11 protein-coding genes are annotated in these 16,300 nt (G+C 73.3%); 1 reads left to right on the top strand and 10 read right to left on the bottom strand.

What is annotated here, in order from left to right; genetic code table 11:
* Positions 1–104: 104 nt before the first annotated feature.
* From fxsT to ACZ44S_RS13090, 6 genes are all read right to left on the bottom strand, one after another.
* On the bottom strand, positions 105–4,649 hold the full coding sequence (gene fxsT / locus ACZ44S_RS13115; RefSeq protein ID WP_466927907.1) for an FxSxx-COOH system tetratricopeptide repeat protein: 4,545 nt from the start codon (positions 4,647–4,649) through the stop codon (positions 105–107).
* Positions 4,650–5,735 carry an AAA family ATPase gene (locus tag ACZ44S_RS13110; protein WP_466927905.1) on the bottom strand — a complete coding sequence of 362 codons (1,086 nt, stop codon included), beginning with the start codon at positions 5,733–5,735 and terminating at the stop codon, positions 4,650–4,652.
* On the bottom strand, positions 5,732–7,288 hold the full coding sequence (locus tag ACZ44S_RS13105; protein WP_466927903.1) for a VMAP-C domain-containing protein: 1,557 nt from the start codon (positions 7,286–7,288) through the stop codon (positions 5,732–5,734). Before ACZ44S_RS13105 ends, ACZ44S_RS13110 begins: the two co-directional genes overlap by 4 nt.
* 507 nt (positions 7,289–7,795) lie before the next feature.
* Positions 7,796–10,351, bottom strand: coding sequence for a polynucleotide kinase-phosphatase (locus ACZ44S_RS13100; protein ID WP_466927901.1), 2,556 nt, complete (start codon positions 10,349–10,351; stop codon positions 7,796–7,798).
* Positions 10,348–11,811: a 3' terminal RNA ribose 2'-O-methyltransferase Hen1 gene (locus ACZ44S_RS13095; RefSeq protein ID WP_466927898.1), complete on the bottom strand. Its 1,464-nt coding sequence runs from the start codon at positions 11,809–11,811 to the stop codon at positions 10,348–10,350. The genes ACZ44S_RS13100 and ACZ44S_RS13095 overlap by 4 nt, the downstream gene beginning before the upstream one ends.
* 163 nt (positions 11,812–11,974) lie before the next feature.
* On the bottom strand, positions 11,975–12,898 hold the full coding sequence (locus ACZ44S_RS13090) for an LLM class F420-dependent oxidoreductase (RefSeq protein WP_466927895.1): 924 nt from the start codon (positions 12,896–12,898) through the stop codon (positions 11,975–11,977).
* Between the two features lie 225 nt (positions 12,899–13,123).
* Here ACZ44S_RS13090 and ACZ44S_RS13085 point away from each other — a divergent pair, with 225 nt between their 5' ends.
* A complete protein-coding gene (locus ACZ44S_RS13085; protein WP_466927893.1) occupies positions 13,124–13,327 on the top strand; it encodes a hypothetical protein in 204 nt (67 codons plus the stop codon).
* Positions 13,328–13,353: 26 nt separating this feature from the next.
* On the opposite strand, the gene ACZ44S_RS13080 is transcribed toward ACZ44S_RS13085, so the two are convergent.
* The 4 genes from ACZ44S_RS13080 to ACZ44S_RS13065 form a co-directional block, all read right to left on the bottom strand.
* Positions 13,354–13,824 (bottom strand): DUF6099 family protein, encoded by a 471-nt coding sequence (locus tag ACZ44S_RS13080; protein WP_190164935.1) that lies wholly within the window; start codon positions 13,822–13,824, stop codon positions 13,354–13,356.
* A 203-nt stretch (positions 13,825–14,027) separates the two neighbouring features.
* Positions 14,028–14,402 (bottom strand): nucleotide pyrophosphohydrolase, encoded by a 375-nt coding sequence (locus tag ACZ44S_RS13075; protein ID WP_466927892.1) that lies wholly within the window; start codon positions 14,400–14,402, stop codon positions 14,028–14,030.
* Positions 14,395–15,609 (bottom strand): P-loop NTPase family protein, encoded by a 1,215-nt coding sequence (locus ACZ44S_RS13070; protein WP_466927888.1) that lies wholly within the window; start codon positions 15,607–15,609, stop codon positions 14,395–14,397. The genes ACZ44S_RS13075 and ACZ44S_RS13070 overlap by 8 nt, the downstream gene beginning before the upstream one ends.
* Positions 15,610–15,730: 121 nt before the next feature.
* A complete protein-coding gene (locus ACZ44S_RS13065) occupies positions 15,731–16,126 on the bottom strand; it encodes a cell division protein SepF (protein ID WP_190164938.1) in 396 nt (131 codons plus the stop codon).
* Positions 16,127–16,300 lie beyond the last annotated feature (174 nt).

Below are 16,300 nucleotides of genomic sequence, written 5' to 3'. Positions count from 1 at the left end.
AAAAAACCCCGCAAAGATACGACCTCCCCAAACGCGCCCCCCCCCCCCCCCCTCCCCCCCCCCCCCCCCCCCCCCCCCCCCCCCCCCCCCCCCGCCGCCGTGTGTCACAGGGGCATCGGGGCCATGTCGCACTCGATGCGGGCCCGCTGGAGGGCCGCCGCGAGCCAGTGGTGGTCCGGACGGAGCACCCGGCTGAAGCCCTCCACCGCCTTGCGCTGCAGCTCCTCCGCCTCGGCGCCACGGCCCAGACCCCGCTTGTCGAGGGCGAGGTTCGCGGTCAGGGCCAGCGTGAGCGGGTGGTCCTCTCCGGCGACCTCCGCCAGCAGCGGCAGGTTGGCCGAGTCGATCGTGTGGGCCCGCTCGAAGTCGAGCTGCCCGTACGCCGTGTTCGCCCGGCCGATGGCCACGGTCAGGGTGGTGATGTGCCGCTCCCCCACCGTTTCGGTCAGCCGGCGTTCCGCGTCCTCCTCCAGGTCGTGGGCCGTGTCATGGGCCCCCAGCGCACGCCAGGTCGCGGCAAGGTTGGCCTTCGTCAGCAGCGTGTAGGCGTGATGCGCACCGAGGCGCTGCTCGAACCGCCGCACGGTCGACTCCGCCAGCTCACGGGAGCCTTCCAGATCGCCGGCCAGGCGCCGGTCGACCGAGAGGTTGACGGCCGTCGACAGGGAGTCGAAGTGGTCCGGCCCGTACCGGGCGACGAACCGCCGCAAGGTCTCCTCGGAGAGCTTCGTCGCCTCCGTGAGCGCACCGTCACGGCGCTGGCAGACCGCGAGGTTGCGGGCGATGCGCAGGGTGAGGGGGTGCTCCCCGCCGAGCGCCGCCCTGGCGCGGCGGTGGACGTCCTCCTGGAAGTCCCGCGCACCCATGAAGTCGCCGCTCTCGCGCATGTCGATGGCGAGACCGTTGAGGGTGTTGAGCGTGAAGAAGCTGGCCGGACCGAACAGCAGTTCACGCTGCCGGGCGTTCTCCTGGTCCAGTGGCAGCGCCTGGCGGAAGTCGCCGCACAGCCGGAGGTCCCTGCCCCAGGCATGGATGGCGCGCAGCGTCACCGGGTCGTCCGGGCCGAACAGCGACCGGGCCAGCTCGGTGGCCTCCTCGGTCAGCTTCCGGGCCTCGAGGAACCGCCCCTGGTAGCCGCGGGCGTCGGCCATCTCGCACAGCGAGTCGATCATGTCCTCGGTGTCGGCCTCGATGCGGCGCGAGACCTCCAGCGCCTTCTCGGTGAGCGGGATGGACTCCGGCACCTGGCCGTTCTGGCGGAGCAGGAATCCCAGGCTCTTCGTCATGCGGATGACCTGGTTGTCCTCCTCGCCGGAGGCCGCGAGCCACGCGCTCCACGCCTGCCGCGCGTAGTCCGCCGCGCCCTCGTGGTCGCCCCAGTAGTAGAGGAACCAGACGGTGTCGAAGACCAGCTCACGCACATAGGTGTCGGTGGCGGTCACCGCGTGCGAGGTGAGCACGTGCGGGAGCAGCGCCTGATAGGCGCGCCATTCCAGCGACGAGCCGGGCGGGCCCGGCTTGGCGGCCGACAGCAGCTGGTGGGCGGCGTCCCGCATCCGCTCGCGCTCCTGCCGGCCCAGCTTGGCCAGGAGCACCGTCTGCAGCAGACGGTGCATCTGGAGCGTGTCGGAACGCGGGTCCACCCTGATCAGGGAGAACTGGCTGAGGTCGCGGACCGCGCGGTTCAGCTTGATCGCCTCCCGCAGCAGCGGGTCGACCTCGGGCGTCACGTTCACACCCCGGCTGCCGCGCAGCATGGACCGCGGGATCGGCTCCGGGGCCATGCTCGCGCAGATGTCGAGGAGCTGGCGGGCGCCCGGGTTGTTCTGCTGGATCCGCTCCAGCGAGATGTCCCAGGCGGCGGCCACGGAGACCGGGTAGTCGGGGGCCGGGTCGAGTTCGAGGATCTCGGGGCTGCGCTGGGCGAGCAGGTCGAGGTACTCGTCGACGAGCATGCCGGTGACCGCGCGCCAGGCACCGGCCTGCTCGACCGCCAGCGGCAGGTCGCCGAGGGCCTCGGCGAGCCGGTCGGCGTCGGCCTCGGTGAGGTCGGGCGAGCGCCGCTGGAGCAGCTCGATCGACTCCTCGCGGTCGAACACGTTGACCGGCAGCGGGGTGGCGACGCGTTCCCAGGCCCGGTTCCGGGAGGTGACGATGACCTTCCCCGGCCCGTTGGTCGGGAAGTACTGGCGGACCGCCTCGACGTCCTCCGCGTTGTCGAAGACGAGCAGCCAGTTGTCGTACGGCGTGCCGGTGCGCAGTGCCTCGAGGACGGCGGGCACGGCGGTGTTGGCGGCGGGCGCGCCCGTGCTGTCCTGCCCCGCCGGGGCGACGCCCAGCTGGGCCGCGAGCTGGGCCAGCGCGGCGAGGATCAGGCTCTCCCGTTCGGCGGGGATCCAGCAGATGACCTTGTAGTCGTGCTGGTGGGTGTAGATGTACTCCAGCGCCAGCTGGGACTTGCCGACACCACCCAGCCCGTGCAGTGCGTGCGGGAGCACGGCAGCCGTGTCCTGGGCACCCAGTTGGTCCTCCACGGCCCTCAGCAGCGCCTGCCGGCCGACGAACGAGGTGTTCCGGAGGGGAACGTTCACCAGAAGGGCGGGCGTCGGGGTCATGGTGCTCTGCATGAGCGGCTCAGCCTCCGGGGCTTCTTGTGGGGTGGCGTCGGTTACCGGGCTTGGCACGGGCTCTCCTGGTTCGTCGGGACCGTTCGACGGTGGCAGGCTTCCCCCTCCGTCGGACGATCCCCCATCATTGGCACGGTTCACCTCAGAGGGCGTAACTTCGGACGAATCGGAATGCACCCGTTCGGCCGTGTCCGCGCCGGTGCCGCGGGAGAGACGGGGCTCGATCCGCCGCGCCCGTTCGGAGTACGGCCCGGACAGTGCCCGCATCACCGCCAGCTCGCTGCGCGCCCAGTCGCGCAGGGACGGGTCCGGCAGGGCGGCGCCCAGGGGGTCCCGCAGGGCGGCGCGCAGGGCGACACCGCGCTCACCCGCCGCGGGCAGTTCGCCCACCACACTGACGGTGTGGGCGAGTTGGCTGCGCGTGGTGGCGGAGAGGAGTTCCTCGCGGACCCCCTCGGCGAACTCGGGCCGGCCCTCGGCGCCGTGGTCCCAGTCGATCAGCCCGCCCATCAGGATCTCCGCCAGATGGTCCGGCCGGGTCTCCGGCATGATGCGGTGCCGGAGCTGTTCGAAGAGGTCGAAGTCGAACGGCACGGCGGCGAGCTGGGAGGCGAGCCGACGCGCGGCGGGTGTGGCGAGGGTGAAGAAGCGACGGACGGCGGCTCTGGCGGCGCGCGGGAAGCGCGGGGCGCGCAGTCCCGGCGCCGGTGCGCCCTTGACGAGGGTGCCGGCCAGCACGATCGGCAGCGCGCGGCGCACGCCGCGCTCCCCGGTCACCAGTCCGGCCCAGGCGGCGAGCGAGCCGGGCTTGAGGGAGAGCACGGGCACCGGCACCGCCCCGTCGCCGCCGTCCGGCAGCGGCCGCAGCGGATCGGGTCCGCCGGGCGGCGGCCAGTGGGTGAGGGCGTCGTTGGCGGCGCCGAACCCGCCGGCCTCCAGCACGGCCTCGTAGGGGTAGAGCGTGGAGCGGCGGCGCATGTGGGGCGGCAGCAGGTGCACCAGGGCGGTGGGGCCGGCCTGGGCGAGGCGGCCGAGGAGTTCGTCGGCGGCCGGCGCGGCCCAGCCGTGGGCGAGTCCGTCGGTGACGACGAGGTAGATGCGGCCGCCGCGGCCGTCGAGGAGTTCACCGGGGTCGGAGGTGGTCCGTCCGGTGCCCCAGCGCAGGGTGGCGGGGCCGGTGCGCGGCACGTTCACCCGGACGGTGCGTACGGTGCGGAAGGCGCCGCTGTGTTCGGCGGCTCTGGCCAGGCGGGCGACGGAGTCCTTCCAGATCCGCAGCGTCGGGGCGTCGTCGACGAGCAGCACCAGATGGAAGGCCGAGGAGCGGGCGGGGCGCAGGAAGGGCATCCACATGCCGTCGGCGACCCCCTGCTCGGCGGTGGTCTCCTCGTCCAGCTCCAGGGTGTCGCGGGAGGGGACGCGGCGGGCGAGCAGATGCAGGGCGCGCGCGAACTGGGCGGTGACGCGGCCGGGTCCGTGCGGGGAGCGGTCCTCCGCGGGCAGCAGGGGCCGCCCGACGTCCGCGGCGAACGGCCCCTCCGGGTCGGGTAACAGCTGTGCCGCCGGGCCCGGTCCGCCGGCCGCGCGTCCGGCGGACCGGGGGCGGGGCGGGTCGCCGGGGACGGCGGTGCCGTGGCCGGTCAGCGGGCCGTCGGTCGCGGAGGGGGCGGGGGCGGCCGGGAACGCGCCGGCCGGGGGCGGCTCCGGCCGATCCTCCTCCTCGGCCGACGGCGCGGGCACAGGCACGCGACGGGGCGGTGCGGGCGGGGACGGCGCCACGGCGGCGGGGGCGGCCGGGGGCGCGCCGACGACCGGGCCGCCGTGACGGTCCCAGTACGCGGCGAGCCAGACCGCGTCGGCGACGTCCTGCCAGCGCGCTCCGGTCGGGTCCGGGGCGTCACGCGGTGCTGCTCCGCGCTCGCTCGTGTCGTCGGGCTCAGGGAACGCCGAAGGGGGCGACGACCCCGAGCGGGGGAAACCGTCGCCGAGCCCGGATGCGTGCTCCCTGGGGTAGCCCTTCATTCAGCGGCCCTTCGCGAGGTCGCGTAGGAGCATTTCCACGAGCTTAGCCCCGTGACCATCCGCCTGGAAACCACCAGCCGTAGTCATCTGGACAGCGTTGAGCAACTGGTCGAGCGAGTGCGTACCGCCCGCTTGGACCCGTTGGACGAACAGTTCCACCAGGTCTTCCGTGCCCTGGGGCCGGGCGCCGAGGTGCCCCTCCACCATGGCCAGCAGCTGCTCCCGAGTGGGCGTACGCATCTCCAGTGGCAGACACCGCCGGCGGAACGCGGCCGGAAACTCACGCTCTCCATTGCTGGTGATCACCACGACCGGGAACTCCCGGCACTCGACCCGCCCGTCGCGCACGTCGGCCCGGCTCCCGGGGTCGCTGGTGTGGACGCGGGCCGTGTCGGCGGCGTCACGCACCAGTTCCGGGACGTCATAGCTTCCATTCTCCAGGACGTGCAACAGATCGTTGGGCAGGTCGATGTCGCTCTTGTCGAGCTCGTCGACGAGAAGCACCCGGGGTCGATCGTAGGGCAGCAGAGCCGTGCCGAGTGGCCCCAGAGTGATGAAGTCTCCCAATGCGGGGGGAAGTTGACGTGTCCTTGACTCGCCGGTGGTGTCGCCGTCGCCGGCCGCCGCGTCCTCGGCGTTCCCGGTGGCGCGGTTCAGTCCCGCGCGCCAGGCGGCGATGGCCTGGGCCCTTCCCATGGCGTCATGCGCGTACAGGCCGTCGCGCAGCACGGTGCGGCTGACGATGTTCCACTCCAGGACGCGGCCCAGTCCCAGTTCCCGGGAGATCAGATAGGCGAGGGTGGACTTGCCGACTCCGGGCGGGCCCGTGATCAGCAGCGGCCGCCGCAGCAGCAGGGCCGAGTTGACGACGTCGATCTCCTCCTCGCCCAGCTGCGGCGCCATGTCGCCGGGACCGAGGCGGCGCACGGCGGCCTGGGTGTCGGCGGGCGGCACCGGACGGGGCGGACCGCCGCCGAACGTGCGCCAGGGCGGCGGCTGCGGCAGCGCGGGCGGGACGGCCGGTTCCCTGCCCGTGCCGTGGAACACCCGCCAGCCGTTGGGGGCCGTCTGCTCCTGCGCGGTCATGCGGTCGCCTCCTCGTCGGCGAGATCGCCGGGATCGGTGGGCTGGAAGTCGATCGGCCGGGTGGGGTCGTCCCAGAAGAATCCGATGTGGCGGCCGAGCAGTTCGCCCGGCCCCTGCCCGTCACTCTCGGCGTTCCTGCGCAGCAGATGCACGGCGGTCGGTATGCGTGACGGGGTCTGGGCGGCGGCGAACAAGGCGGTCACCACCTCTCGTCGCTCCTCGGCGAAGACTCCTCTGCGGTCCCATACGGCGAGCCCTATCCCTTCCGCGATGGCGGCCTTGAGCGCCGCCAGGGCACGGGTGTCGCTGGGCGCGTCCAGTACGACCGCCGTATGTCTTGTTTCCCCGGCGAGGCCCGCCTGCCACGCATCCAGCCGGGAACCGTCCCGTTCCCGCCATCCGTGGACGGCGACGCCCTGCTCCCGCAGCGTGCGCCAGCGCTGTTGCCACTGGTCGCGGATCACGGTGTCGTCCGAGCACATCCGCTCCAGACTGCGCAGATGCACGCCGTACTTGAGGCTGAGCGGCAGCGGCTGGCCGTCCCCGACCCGGTGCGTCAGGCCGGCGACGTCGTGGTTGAGCAGGTCGTAGGGGAGGACGAACTCGATGTACGGCGGTGGGGGCCGGCGTCCTCTCGTGTCCGGCTCGCGCTGTGCCGTCCAGAGCCGGGTGCCCTGTCGCAGCGCCTGTCCTACGGCGATGCCGAGGTCGTCCAGGGTGGTGTAGGCGGGTTCCCCCGGCTGGGGGTTCCAGTGCCCCGGGACGGTGTTGAGCCAGGGACGTACGACGATGTCGCGGGTACCGTCCCGCGCCGGTTCCACGGCGATGACGAGGCAACACGGTATGTCCGGGTCGCCCGGGGTCGTGGGGGCGGCCTGCCGGCGTTCCTCCAGCTGCTCGGTCAGTCCGGCCCGGCGGGCCCAGTCGTCGGCCCAGCCGGCCAGGGCGGTGCGATGGGCCGGGGTGGCGGCGAGCCGGGCGGCGTGGTCGACGAGGAGCACGGCGGGCGGGAGCCCGTCCAGCTGCGCGGTCCAGCCGAGGACGTGGGAGAAGAGCTGATCCGGGGTCAGCCCCGTGGGGAGGTCGAGGCCGTTGAGTTCCTCGACGAGGGCGTCGCGCAGGCGCGTGGCGGGTAACTCGCCCCGGGCGAGGACGGCGCGGGCGCTCCGCTCGTCGTCCCGGGAGACGGCGGGGCCCGCGAGGATCTCGGGCGGTCCGGTCGGTGCCGGGGGCCGGTCGAGCAGCCCGTCGAGCACGCGGTCGAGTTCGTCGCCCGCCAGGTCGCCTTCGAGGATCCGGACCACTTCGACCAGTACGCGTTCGCCGCCCGCCGTGTTCAGCGCCGCGCGCACGAGAAGGACGACGTCCTCCCGTAACTTGACGCCGCGGAGGTCGACCTGGGTGCCCAGCAGATCGCCCAGCACCACGGCGAAGTGCAGACGCCCTTGCGCGTCCTCCATGCAGCCGAGGTCGCACAGGGCGTTGGTCAGCCCCAGGAGCACCCGGCTGCCCCGCGCACGCTCGGATTCACCGAGCCCTGTGTCCGTTGTCACCGACTTTCCCCCTGAGCCGGTTCGCCTGCCTGACCGATCAGCGAAGTTAGCACGGCAACCAGCGGTTAACCAGGGACGAATGAGGTCGGAACGTCGCCCTCCGGCCAGGATCGCCCGCAGGGGTGACACCTTGGCCGAATTCCCACGTGAACGGCAACCGCCGTCCCGGCACACGCACGCGGCGATCCCCCGTCCGGGCTGCGACGTGCAGACCCCGGCGGGCGGATCCAGCGACGGCACACTGCGAACCCCCCACCGCAGCAACCCGGCGCCGCCCGCGCGCACCGCCGACGGCCCCCCGGCAGCCGCCCCGAAGCCCCGGCACAGCCCGTCGGGGCGGCGGCGTGCGAAGGCGGGGCCGGCGAGCCCTCCGCGGGCGCCACTGCCGAAGCGGCGCGGCGGGGCGCGTGCAACCCGCACCAACCCGGCCCGCGGGGGCGGAACTGTGCTGCCTGGCCCCCGCCTGCGGGCAGGTGCCCGCGGAGAGTTCCGGCGCAGGCCGGTCGGTTACAGGCGGGGGTCGACCGGTTCCGACTCCAGGGCCAGGACGGCGAAGACCGGCTCGTGGATGCGCCACAGGGGCTCGCCCTCGGCCAGCCGGTCCAGGGCCTCCAGGCCCAGCGCGTACTCGCGGATCGCGAGGGACCGCTTGTGGTTCAGGAAGCGGTTGCGCAGGCGATCCAGGTTCTCCGGCCGGGTGTACTCGGGACCGTAGATGATCCGCAGGTACTCGCGGCCCCGGCACTTGATGCCGGGCTGCACCAGGCGGCCCGAGGCGTCGCGGACCAGGGCACCGACGGGCTTGACGACCATGCCCTCGCCGCCGCGTCCGGTCATCTCCAGCCACCAGTCGACGCCGGCCCGCACCGACTCGGGGTCGGCCGTGTCGACGTAGAGGCGGCGGGTGGTCTGCAGCAGGCCGGTGGCGTCGTGCTCGACCATGCGGTCGAGCAGTGCGAGCTGCTGGTCGTGGGGCAGGGCGGCGAGGCTCCGGCCCTGGACGGCGAGGATCTGGAACGGCGCCAGGCGCACGCCGTCCAGGCCGTCGGTGGTCCAGCAGTAGCGGCGGTAGGCGTCGGTGAACGCCGAGGCGGACGCCGCGCGCTCGCGCTGGCGGTCCAGCAGGTCGCCCACGTCCACACCGCGGGCCCCCGCGGCCTCCAGCGCGGCCAGGGCGCCCGGGAACACCGCCCCGGAGGCGGCGCCGACCGCGGCGTACTGCGAGCGCAGCAAGCCGGACGCCTTCAGGGACCACGGCATCAGTTCGGCGTCCAGCAGGATCCAGTCCGTCCCGAGCTCGTGCCACAGGCCCGCCTCGGTGACCGCCGTGCGCAGCCGGCCGAGGATCTCCTCCGTGACGGAGGCGTCGTCGAAGAAGGGGCGGCCCGTACGGGTGTACAGCGAGCCGGTACCGCCGCCGACGACGCCGAAGCGCTCGGCGGCCACGGCAGCGTCGCGGCAGACCAGGGCGACCGCGCGGGAGCCCATGTGCTTCTCCTCGCAGACCACCCGCGCGACACCGTCCCGCTCGTACTGGGCGAAGGCCTCCGCCGGGTGCTCCAGGTAGCCGTCGAGGTGCGAGGTGGCGGTGGGTGCCATGGTCGGCGGCAGGTACGGCAGCAGACGCGGGTCGATCGCGAAGCGGCTCATGACCTCCAGGGCCGCGGCGGCGTTCTCCTCGCGGACGGACACCCGGCCCGCGTGCCGGGTCTCGACCACGCGGCGGCCGTGCACGTCCGCCAGGTCCAGCGGACGCCCCTCGTGGCCGCCGGGAGCTTCCGTGCGCAGCGGGCGGGCCGGCTCGTACCAGACCCGCTCGGCCGGTACGTCGACCAGTTCCCGCTCCGGCCAGCGCAGCGCGGTGAGCTTGCCGCCGAACACCGCGCCGGTGTCCAGGCAGATGGTGTTGTTGAGCCAGGTGGCCTCGGGGACGGGGGTGTGTCCGTAGACGACGGCCGCCCGGCCGCGGTAGTCCTCGGCCCACGGGTAGCGCACGGGCAGGCCGAACTCGTCGGTCTCGCCGGTGGTGTCGCCGTACAGGGCGTGGCTGCGGACCCGGCCGGAGGTGCGGCCGTGGTACTTCTCCGGCAGACCGGCGTGGCAGACCACGAGCCTGCCGCCGTCGAGCACGTAGTGGCTGACGAGGCCCTCGACGAACTGCCGTACCTCGGCGCGGAACTCCTCGCTCTCGCCGTCCATCTGCTCGATGGTCTCGGCGAGCCCGTGGGTGTGCTGCACCTTGCGGCCCTTGAGGTACCGGCCGAACTTGTTCTCGTGGTTGCCGGGCACGCACAGCGCGTCGCCCGACTTCACCATGGCCATCACGCGGCGCAGCACGGCGGGGCTGTCCGGGCCGCGGTCGACGAGGTCGCCGACGAAGACGGCGGTGCGGCCCTCGGGGTGCGAGCCGTCGGCGTAGCCGAGCTTGCCGAGCAGCGCCTCCAGCTCGGCGGAGCAGCCGTGCACGTCGCCGATGATGTCGAAGGGCCCGGTGAGGTGGGTGAGGTCGTTGAACCTCTTCTCCGTGACGACGGTGGCGTGCTCGACCTCCTCCACGCCGCGCAGCACGTGCACCTTGCGGAAGCCCTCGCGCTCCAGGTGGCGCAGCGAGCGGCGCAGTTCCCGGGTGTGGCGCTGGATGACCCGGCGCGGCATGTCGGCGCGGTCGGTGCGGGCCGCGTTGCGCTCGGCGCACACCTGCTCGGGCACGTCGAGCACGATGGCGATGGGCAGGACGTCGTACCGCTTCGCCAGGTCGATCAGCTGCCGCCTGGCGTCCTGCTGGACGCTGGTGGCGTCGACGACGGTGCGGCGGCCGGCGGCGAGTCGCTTGCCGGCGATGTAGTGCAGCACGTCGAAGGCGTCACGGGAGGCGCTCTGGTCGTTCTCGTCGTCGGCGACCAGGCCGCGGCAGAAGTCCGAGGAGAGGACCTCGGTGGGCTTGAAGTGGCGCCGGGCGAAGGTGGACTTGCCCGAGCCGGAGGCGCCGATGAGCACCACGAGGGAGAGGTCGGTGACGGGCAGGCTGCGGCCCGGTGTCGTCGAAGTGGCTTCGCTGGTCATGCGGCCTTCGCCTCCTGCACGGTCCCGGTCACGAACACGGCCATCTGAGTGGGCGGTCCGACCTCGGGGTCGTCCGGCCCGACGGGCAGGAGATCGACGTGGTAGCCGTGCCGTCCGGCCACCTTCTCCGCCCAGGCGCAAAACTCCGCACGGGTCCACTCGAAGCGGTGGTCGCCGTGGCGGACATGGCCGGCCGGCAGGCTCTCCCAGCGCACGTTGTACTCGACGTTGGGGGTGGTCACGACGACCGTCCGGGGGCGGGCCGCGCCGAACACCGCGTACTCCAGGGCGGGCAGCCGGGGCAGGTCGAGGTGCTCGATCACCTCGCTGAGCACGGCGGCGTCATACCCCTTGAGCCGCTTGTCGGTGTAGGCGAGCGAGCCCTGGAAGAGGCGTACACGCGACGCCTGCCGCTCCCCCATGCGGTCCAGCTTCAGCCGCCGGGAGGCGATGGTGAGCGCCCGCATCGACACGTCGACGCCGACGATCTCGGTGAAGGACGGGTCCCTGAGGAGCTGCTGCACCAACTGTCCCTGGCCGCAGCCGAGGTCGAGCACCCGTGCGGCGCCCGAGGCGCGCAGCGCGGCGAGGATCGCCTCCCGCCGCTGCACGGCGAGCGGCGTCGGCTTCTCCTCCTGCTCGGCCTCCGCCCCGACGGCGTTGTCGATGTCCTCGACCTCGCTGTCGTCCGCCTCTGCCAGCCGGACCAGCTCCAGCCTGTCCATGGCCTGCCGGGTCAGTGACCAGCGGCGGGAGAGGTAGCGGCTGGTGATCAGCTTCTGCTCGGGATGTCCCGGCAGCCAGCCCTCGCCGGCCCGCAGCAGCTTGTCGACCTCGTCGGAGGAGACCCAGTAGTGCTTGGCGTCGTCGAGGACGGGGAGCAGGACGTAGAGGTGGCGCAGCGCCTCGGCGACGGTGAGCGTGTCCGCGTCCAGGACCAGGCGTATGTAGCGCGAATCACCCCACTGCGGGAACGCGCTGTCCAGCGGCACGGGCTCCGCGGTGACCGCCCAGCCGAGCGGTTCGAAGAGCCGGCGGACGAGTTCGGGGCCGCCGCGCGCGGGCAGCGCGGGCACCTCGATGCGCAGCGGGCGCGGCTGTCCCGGGAGCTCCGGCCGGGCGTTGCACACCCCGCGCATCGCGCTGGAGAAGACGCCGCTCAGCGCGACGGCGAGCAGGGAGGAGGCCGCGTACGGCCGGTCGTTGACGTACTGCGCGAGCGCGGCGTCGGGTGCGCCGCCGCGGCCCTTGCCCTTGCCGCGCCTGACCAGTGCCACCGCGTCCACCTCGAGCAGCAGCGCCGCCGTGCAGCGCCGGTCGTCGGCCTCGGGGTAGAGGACGTGCGCTCTGCCGTAGGAGGTGGAGAACGCCTGCGCCTTCTCGGGATGCTTGTGCAACAGGAAACCGAGGTCGGTCGCCGGGCGCTGTGCGGTGCCGGTGGTACTGATCGTCAGGAACACGGTGGTTGCCCCTCGAACACCTTCTGAGCTGCGGATACACGCCGGGATTCCGGCGCGTCCGGTCAGCGTACGGGGGAAGGGGCCGCGGTGTTCGAGGATTTTCGGGGCGCCGACGGCGGGCGGGGCCGTCCCGGTGGGTGCGGTCCTGCCCGCCGAACGTGCCCTACGGCAACTGGGACTGGACCTGGGAGGAGATCAGCTCCAGGTGGTCGAGGTCGGAGAGGTCGAGGACCTGGAGGTAGATGCGCCGGGATCCGGTCTCCGCGTAGCGGCCGATCTTGTCGACGGCCTCCGCCGGGGAGCCCGCCAGCCCGTTGGCCCTGAGCTCCTCGACCTCGCGGCCGATCGCGGCGGCGCGGCGGGCGACCTCCTGGTCGTCCTTGCCCACGCAGACGACGAGGGCGTTGGAGTAGACGAGGTCGTCGGGGTCGCGGCCGGCTTCCCGGGCGGCGTCACGGACCCGGGCGAACTGGCGCTCGGTGTCCTCGATGGAGGCGAAGGGCATGTTGAACTCGTCCGCGTACCGGGCCGCGAGGCGCGGGGTGCGCTTCGCGCCGTGGCCGCCGATGAGCACCGGCACCTTGGCCTGGGCGGGCTTGGGGAGCGCGGGGGACCTGGTGAGGTCGTAGTACGTGCCGTGGTGGTCGAAGGTCCGGCCGGGTTCGGTGGCCCACAGGCCGGTGACGATCTCCAGCTGTTCCTCGAGGCGGGCGAACTTCTCCTTCGGGAAGGGGATGCCGTACGCCTTGTGCTCCTCCTCGAACCAGCCGGCGCCCAGGCCCAGTTCGACGCGGCCGCCGGACATCTGGTCGACCTGGGCGACCTGGATGGCGAGCACGCCCGGGAGGCGGAAGGTGCCCGCGGTCATCAGGGTGCCGAGGCGGATCCGCCGGGTCTCGCGGGCCAGGCCGGCCAGGGTGATCCAGGCGTCGGTGGGGCCGGGCAGGCCGTCCGAGGAGCCCATGCTGAGGTAGTGGTCGGAGCGGAAGAAGGCGTCGAAGCCCAGGTCCTCGGTGGCCTTGGCGACGGTGAGCAAGGTGTCGTAGGTGGCCCCCTGCTGGGGCTCGGTGAAGATGCGAAGATCCATGTCTCCATCCTGCACGCTCGCGCGCGGGGGCGGCCGTGCCCGCTCTCCGGCGTGGCCCGGGCCACGGTCGGGTGAAATCGGGGCGGGCCGGGGGGTGCGGTGTGACCGGTTCCGGTGAAGATCGTTGGCTCGGGCGGAGCCGGAGCGCCCGGCTCCCGCTCCGGGCGGTGTGCGCCGGGGTGTCATGGTGTCGGTCCGCAGGGACCAGGGGCCGGGGAGGCCGTCATGTCCGAAGAGAGCGTGCCGCAGCAGGGCGGGGTGGCCGCGGGGCCGCCGAAGGGGCTGTTGCGGCAGATGGAGGAGCTGATGGCGGCGCTGAACGCGGACCTGTCGGCACTGGACGCGGATCTGCAGGCGGCGGGGCCGGGGCGGGGAGGTGGAGCCGACGGCGTCGCTGCCGGTGCGGTGGGGGAGGACGAGGGTCGCTGAACCGGCGGCGCGGGAGGTCGGTGGGGTCAACCGGCCTCCCGCTCCGGTAAGACCTCCTCGCGGTCCGCCAGTCTGCGGAGCATCTCCAGGACGCGGTCCCGGGACTCGTCCGCCGCGTCGATGGCCTCCATGCACTGCCAGTACGTCGCCTCGTCGTCGACGGAGCAGGCGATGCCCACGAGGGCGATACCGACCTCGCCGAGCAGCCCGCCGAGGTACATCAGGGACTGGCGGGCCTCGCCCAGTTCGGTGAGCTGGGCCGCGCGCAGTTCGCCCGGACCGAACTCCCGGGTGCCCAGCACTCCGCAGCCGCGGCCCGCCAGCTCCGTCAACCCCAGTGCCTCGCCGCGCAGTTCGGGCGGCCCGGCGACCGCGAGCCGGCTTCCTATCGCCTGCGCCAGGGCTTGCGCCTGCCACACCTCGGTCAGCAGCTCCGGTACGCCCCGGCTCGCGGCCAGGGCCCTTCTGCTCGTCACGATGAGCCGCACAGCGTCCATGCGCTGCCCCCGTCTGTCCGACGCGCTGCCCACGCGTCCGCATCCGTTGAACTCTCCTGCTCACTACCCAGAGTGAGGGGGCGTGAGACAAAAAGCCAGAGGAAGACCGAAATCTGTGGACAACAATTCGGAGGAGGTCGACTTTTAGAACACGGAGAGTGAAAACGGAGTCGTCGACTCCTCCGTATCTCCCTCGGGCTCCTTCACGGGGACGCGGGGCGGGGCCTCCCGGCCGGGAACCTGTGCTCGTTGCGGTCGATCTTGGCGGCGAGCGCCGACAGCGGGTCGACCCCGAGGACCTCGCACAGCTGGAGGAGATAGGCGAGGACGTCGGCGACCTCGTCGGTGACGCGGTGCGCGGTGTCCGGGTCGTCCATGACACGGGCCGACTCCTCGGGCGTCAGCCACTGGAAGATCTCAAGGAGTTCGGAGGCCTCCACGCTGAGCGCGGCGACGAGGTTCTTGGGGGTGTGGTACGGCTGCCAGTCGCGCGCGGCGGCGAACTCGGCGAGGCGGCGCTGGAGTCCGGCGAGGTCGAGGTGCTCGCGCGGGGTCTCGTCGTCGTACGGATCAGTCACGGTCCAGGTGTACCACCGTCACTCCGGGCACCGCCGCGGCCCAGGAGGCGTCGCTCACCGCACCGGCCAGCCGGATGTGCCCGCGCTCGCACATCCGCGCCGCCAGCCGGAGCAGGTGCGTGCGCTGGCCGGGGTCGAGGGAGCGGTCCAGACCGTCGGCGAGGACCGTGAGGGTGCGGAGCGCGGCCGGGACCTCGCCGGGCACGTCGGTCTCCAGCACTCCGGGGCCGGTGAGCAGCACCAGCGCGAGGGCGGTGTAGCGCAGCTCTCCGTCGCCGAGGCGCCGCAGTTCGGTGCGGGTGCCGTCGCCCCGGTCCAGCAGGGCGCGGACCAGACGGCCGGCGTCGTACGGCTCGGCGAGCAGATCGGCGACCGGCCCGGCGCAGCCGGCGCGCACCGCGTCGACGAGGAGCGCATGCCGGCGTCCGCACTCGGTGCGGGTGCGCCACAGCACGTCGGCGAGGTTGTCGCAGCCGCCGAGCAGCCGGCCGGACCCGGCCGGCACGGGCCCGCGCATCCGGTCGGGGCGGGGGTCGCAGGGGAAGACGGAGCGCAGCGCGACGACCATCTGCTCGGCGGCGGCGAGCACCTGGCGCTGCCCGGGGGTCTTGCCGGCGACCCGCAGCGGCAGCAGCGCGGTGCCGAGCCGGTCGTCCGGCAACGGGGCCCGGGTGACCGGGGTGGCTCCCGCCGTGTACCAGGCCGCCTGCACGGCGCGCCGACGGGGATCGCGCAGCGCGGTCTCCAGCAGGACCAGCCCGTCGGCCGTCAGCCGCTCCCCCACGATCCGCAGGTCGGGTTCCGCCTGGACGGCGACCTCCAGCCGGACCGGCCCCCCGGGGCCGTCGGCGGTACAGCCGATCCGGAAACCACGGCGGTGCTGGGCGTCGGAACGGGCCCGTTCCGGTACGCATCCGCCGGGCTCGGGGAAGACCTCCTCCAGTGCGGCCCCGCCGCCGAGCCGGGCGAGCGCCTCGTACGCCCGCAGCGCACTGGTCTTGCCGCTGCCGCTGGGCCCGGTGATCAACGTGAGATCCCCCAGGGGAAGCGCGGCCCCACGGTGCCCGGCGAACGCGGAGAGCAGCAGCTCGGTCACCCGCGGCAGACCGGGCCGCGTGCCGGGGGCGGTGCTCGCGGCGGGCGCGCTCCCGGCCGACGGCATGGGAGGCGGGGGCGTGCCCGGGCAGGACAGGGGTGGCGAGGTCATGTGCGGGACGCTAGGGGATGCGATGCGGGGCGAACCGTTCCGCCCGGGCGGCCTTCCTACGATCGGGCGGCGTGGGTCCGGTGGCCGCTCGCGCCCCCGTGGACCGTGCGCGCCCCTGCGCTCACGCCCCCGTGATCCCCATCCCCTCCATCAGCCCCGTGACCTCCGTGCCGGACGGGGTCAGGAGGAAGACGTTGCGGTCGACCCGGTGCATTCCGCTGGCCAGGCCGAAGACGACGCCCGTGCTGAAGTCCAGGACGCGTTTGGCGACGTCGGCCTCCGCGCCCGTCAGGTCCAGCAGCACGGGTATCCCTGACATCAGGGTCTCGGCGACGTCGCGGGCGTCCGCGAAGACGTTCACGCGCAGGACGACGAAGCGGCGTCGCGCCTCCGTCTCGGCCTCGGGCAGGGCGCGGTGGCCCACCGCGGACGGCCACGCGTCGCGGCCCCGCAGCGGGACGACCTGGGCGAGCCCCTCCCACTGTTCGTCGGTGACATCGTGGCTGCTCACCGGCATGCTCCGTCCCCTGTCGCACTGGCAGTCTGCATCGGGCAATTCTTACGCATGGTCACCCGTTCGGCCCAATACGACACGCTCCGCCATCGCGCTGCCGCTCACAACGGACGTCCTGCGCGCTCAGGGCCATGGCCTTGTCGGCCGGGTAGCCGTTGTTCATGGTCAGCACGACGT

The organism is Streptomyces malachitofuscus (assembly GCF_055571035.1).
The sequence above is the reverse complement of the archived record's forward strand: the minus strand, read 5'-3'. Positions and strand labels throughout refer to the sequence as shown.

Excerpts from the sequence above, each read along its gene's own strand:
- fxsT (WP_466927907.1), bottom strand. The coding sequence starts at position 4,649 with ATGAAGGGCTACCCCAGGGAGCACGCATCCGGGCTCGGCGACGGTTTC.
- ACZ44S_RS13110 (WP_466927905.1), bottom strand. The coding sequence starts at position 5,735 with ATGACCGCGCAGGAGCAGACGGCCCCCAACGGCTGGCGGGTGTTCCAC.
- ACZ44S_RS13100 (WP_466927901.1), bottom strand. The coding sequence starts at position 10,351 with ATGACCAGCGAAGCCACTTCGACGACACCGGGCCGCAGCCTGCCCGTC.
- ACZ44S_RS13090 (WP_466927895.1), bottom strand. The coding sequence starts at position 12,898 with ATGGATCTTCGCATCTTCACCGAGCCCCAGCAGGGGGCCACCTACGAC.
- ACZ44S_RS13085 (WP_466927893.1), top strand. The coding sequence starts at position 13,124 with ATGTCCGAAGAGAGCGTGCCGCAGCAGGGCGGGGTGGCCGCGGGGCCG.
- ACZ44S_RS13080 (WP_190164935.1), bottom strand. The coding sequence starts at position 13,824 with ATGGACGCTGTGCGGCTCATCGTGACGAGCAGAAGGGCCCTGGCCGCG.
- ACZ44S_RS13070 (WP_466927888.1), bottom strand. The coding sequence starts at position 15,609 with ATGACCTCGCCACCCCTGTCCTGCCCGGGCACGCCCCCGCCTCCCATG.
- ACZ44S_RS13065 (WP_190164938.1), bottom strand. The coding sequence starts at position 16,126 with ATGCCGGTGAGCAGCCACGATGTCACCGACGAACAGTGGGAGGGGCTC.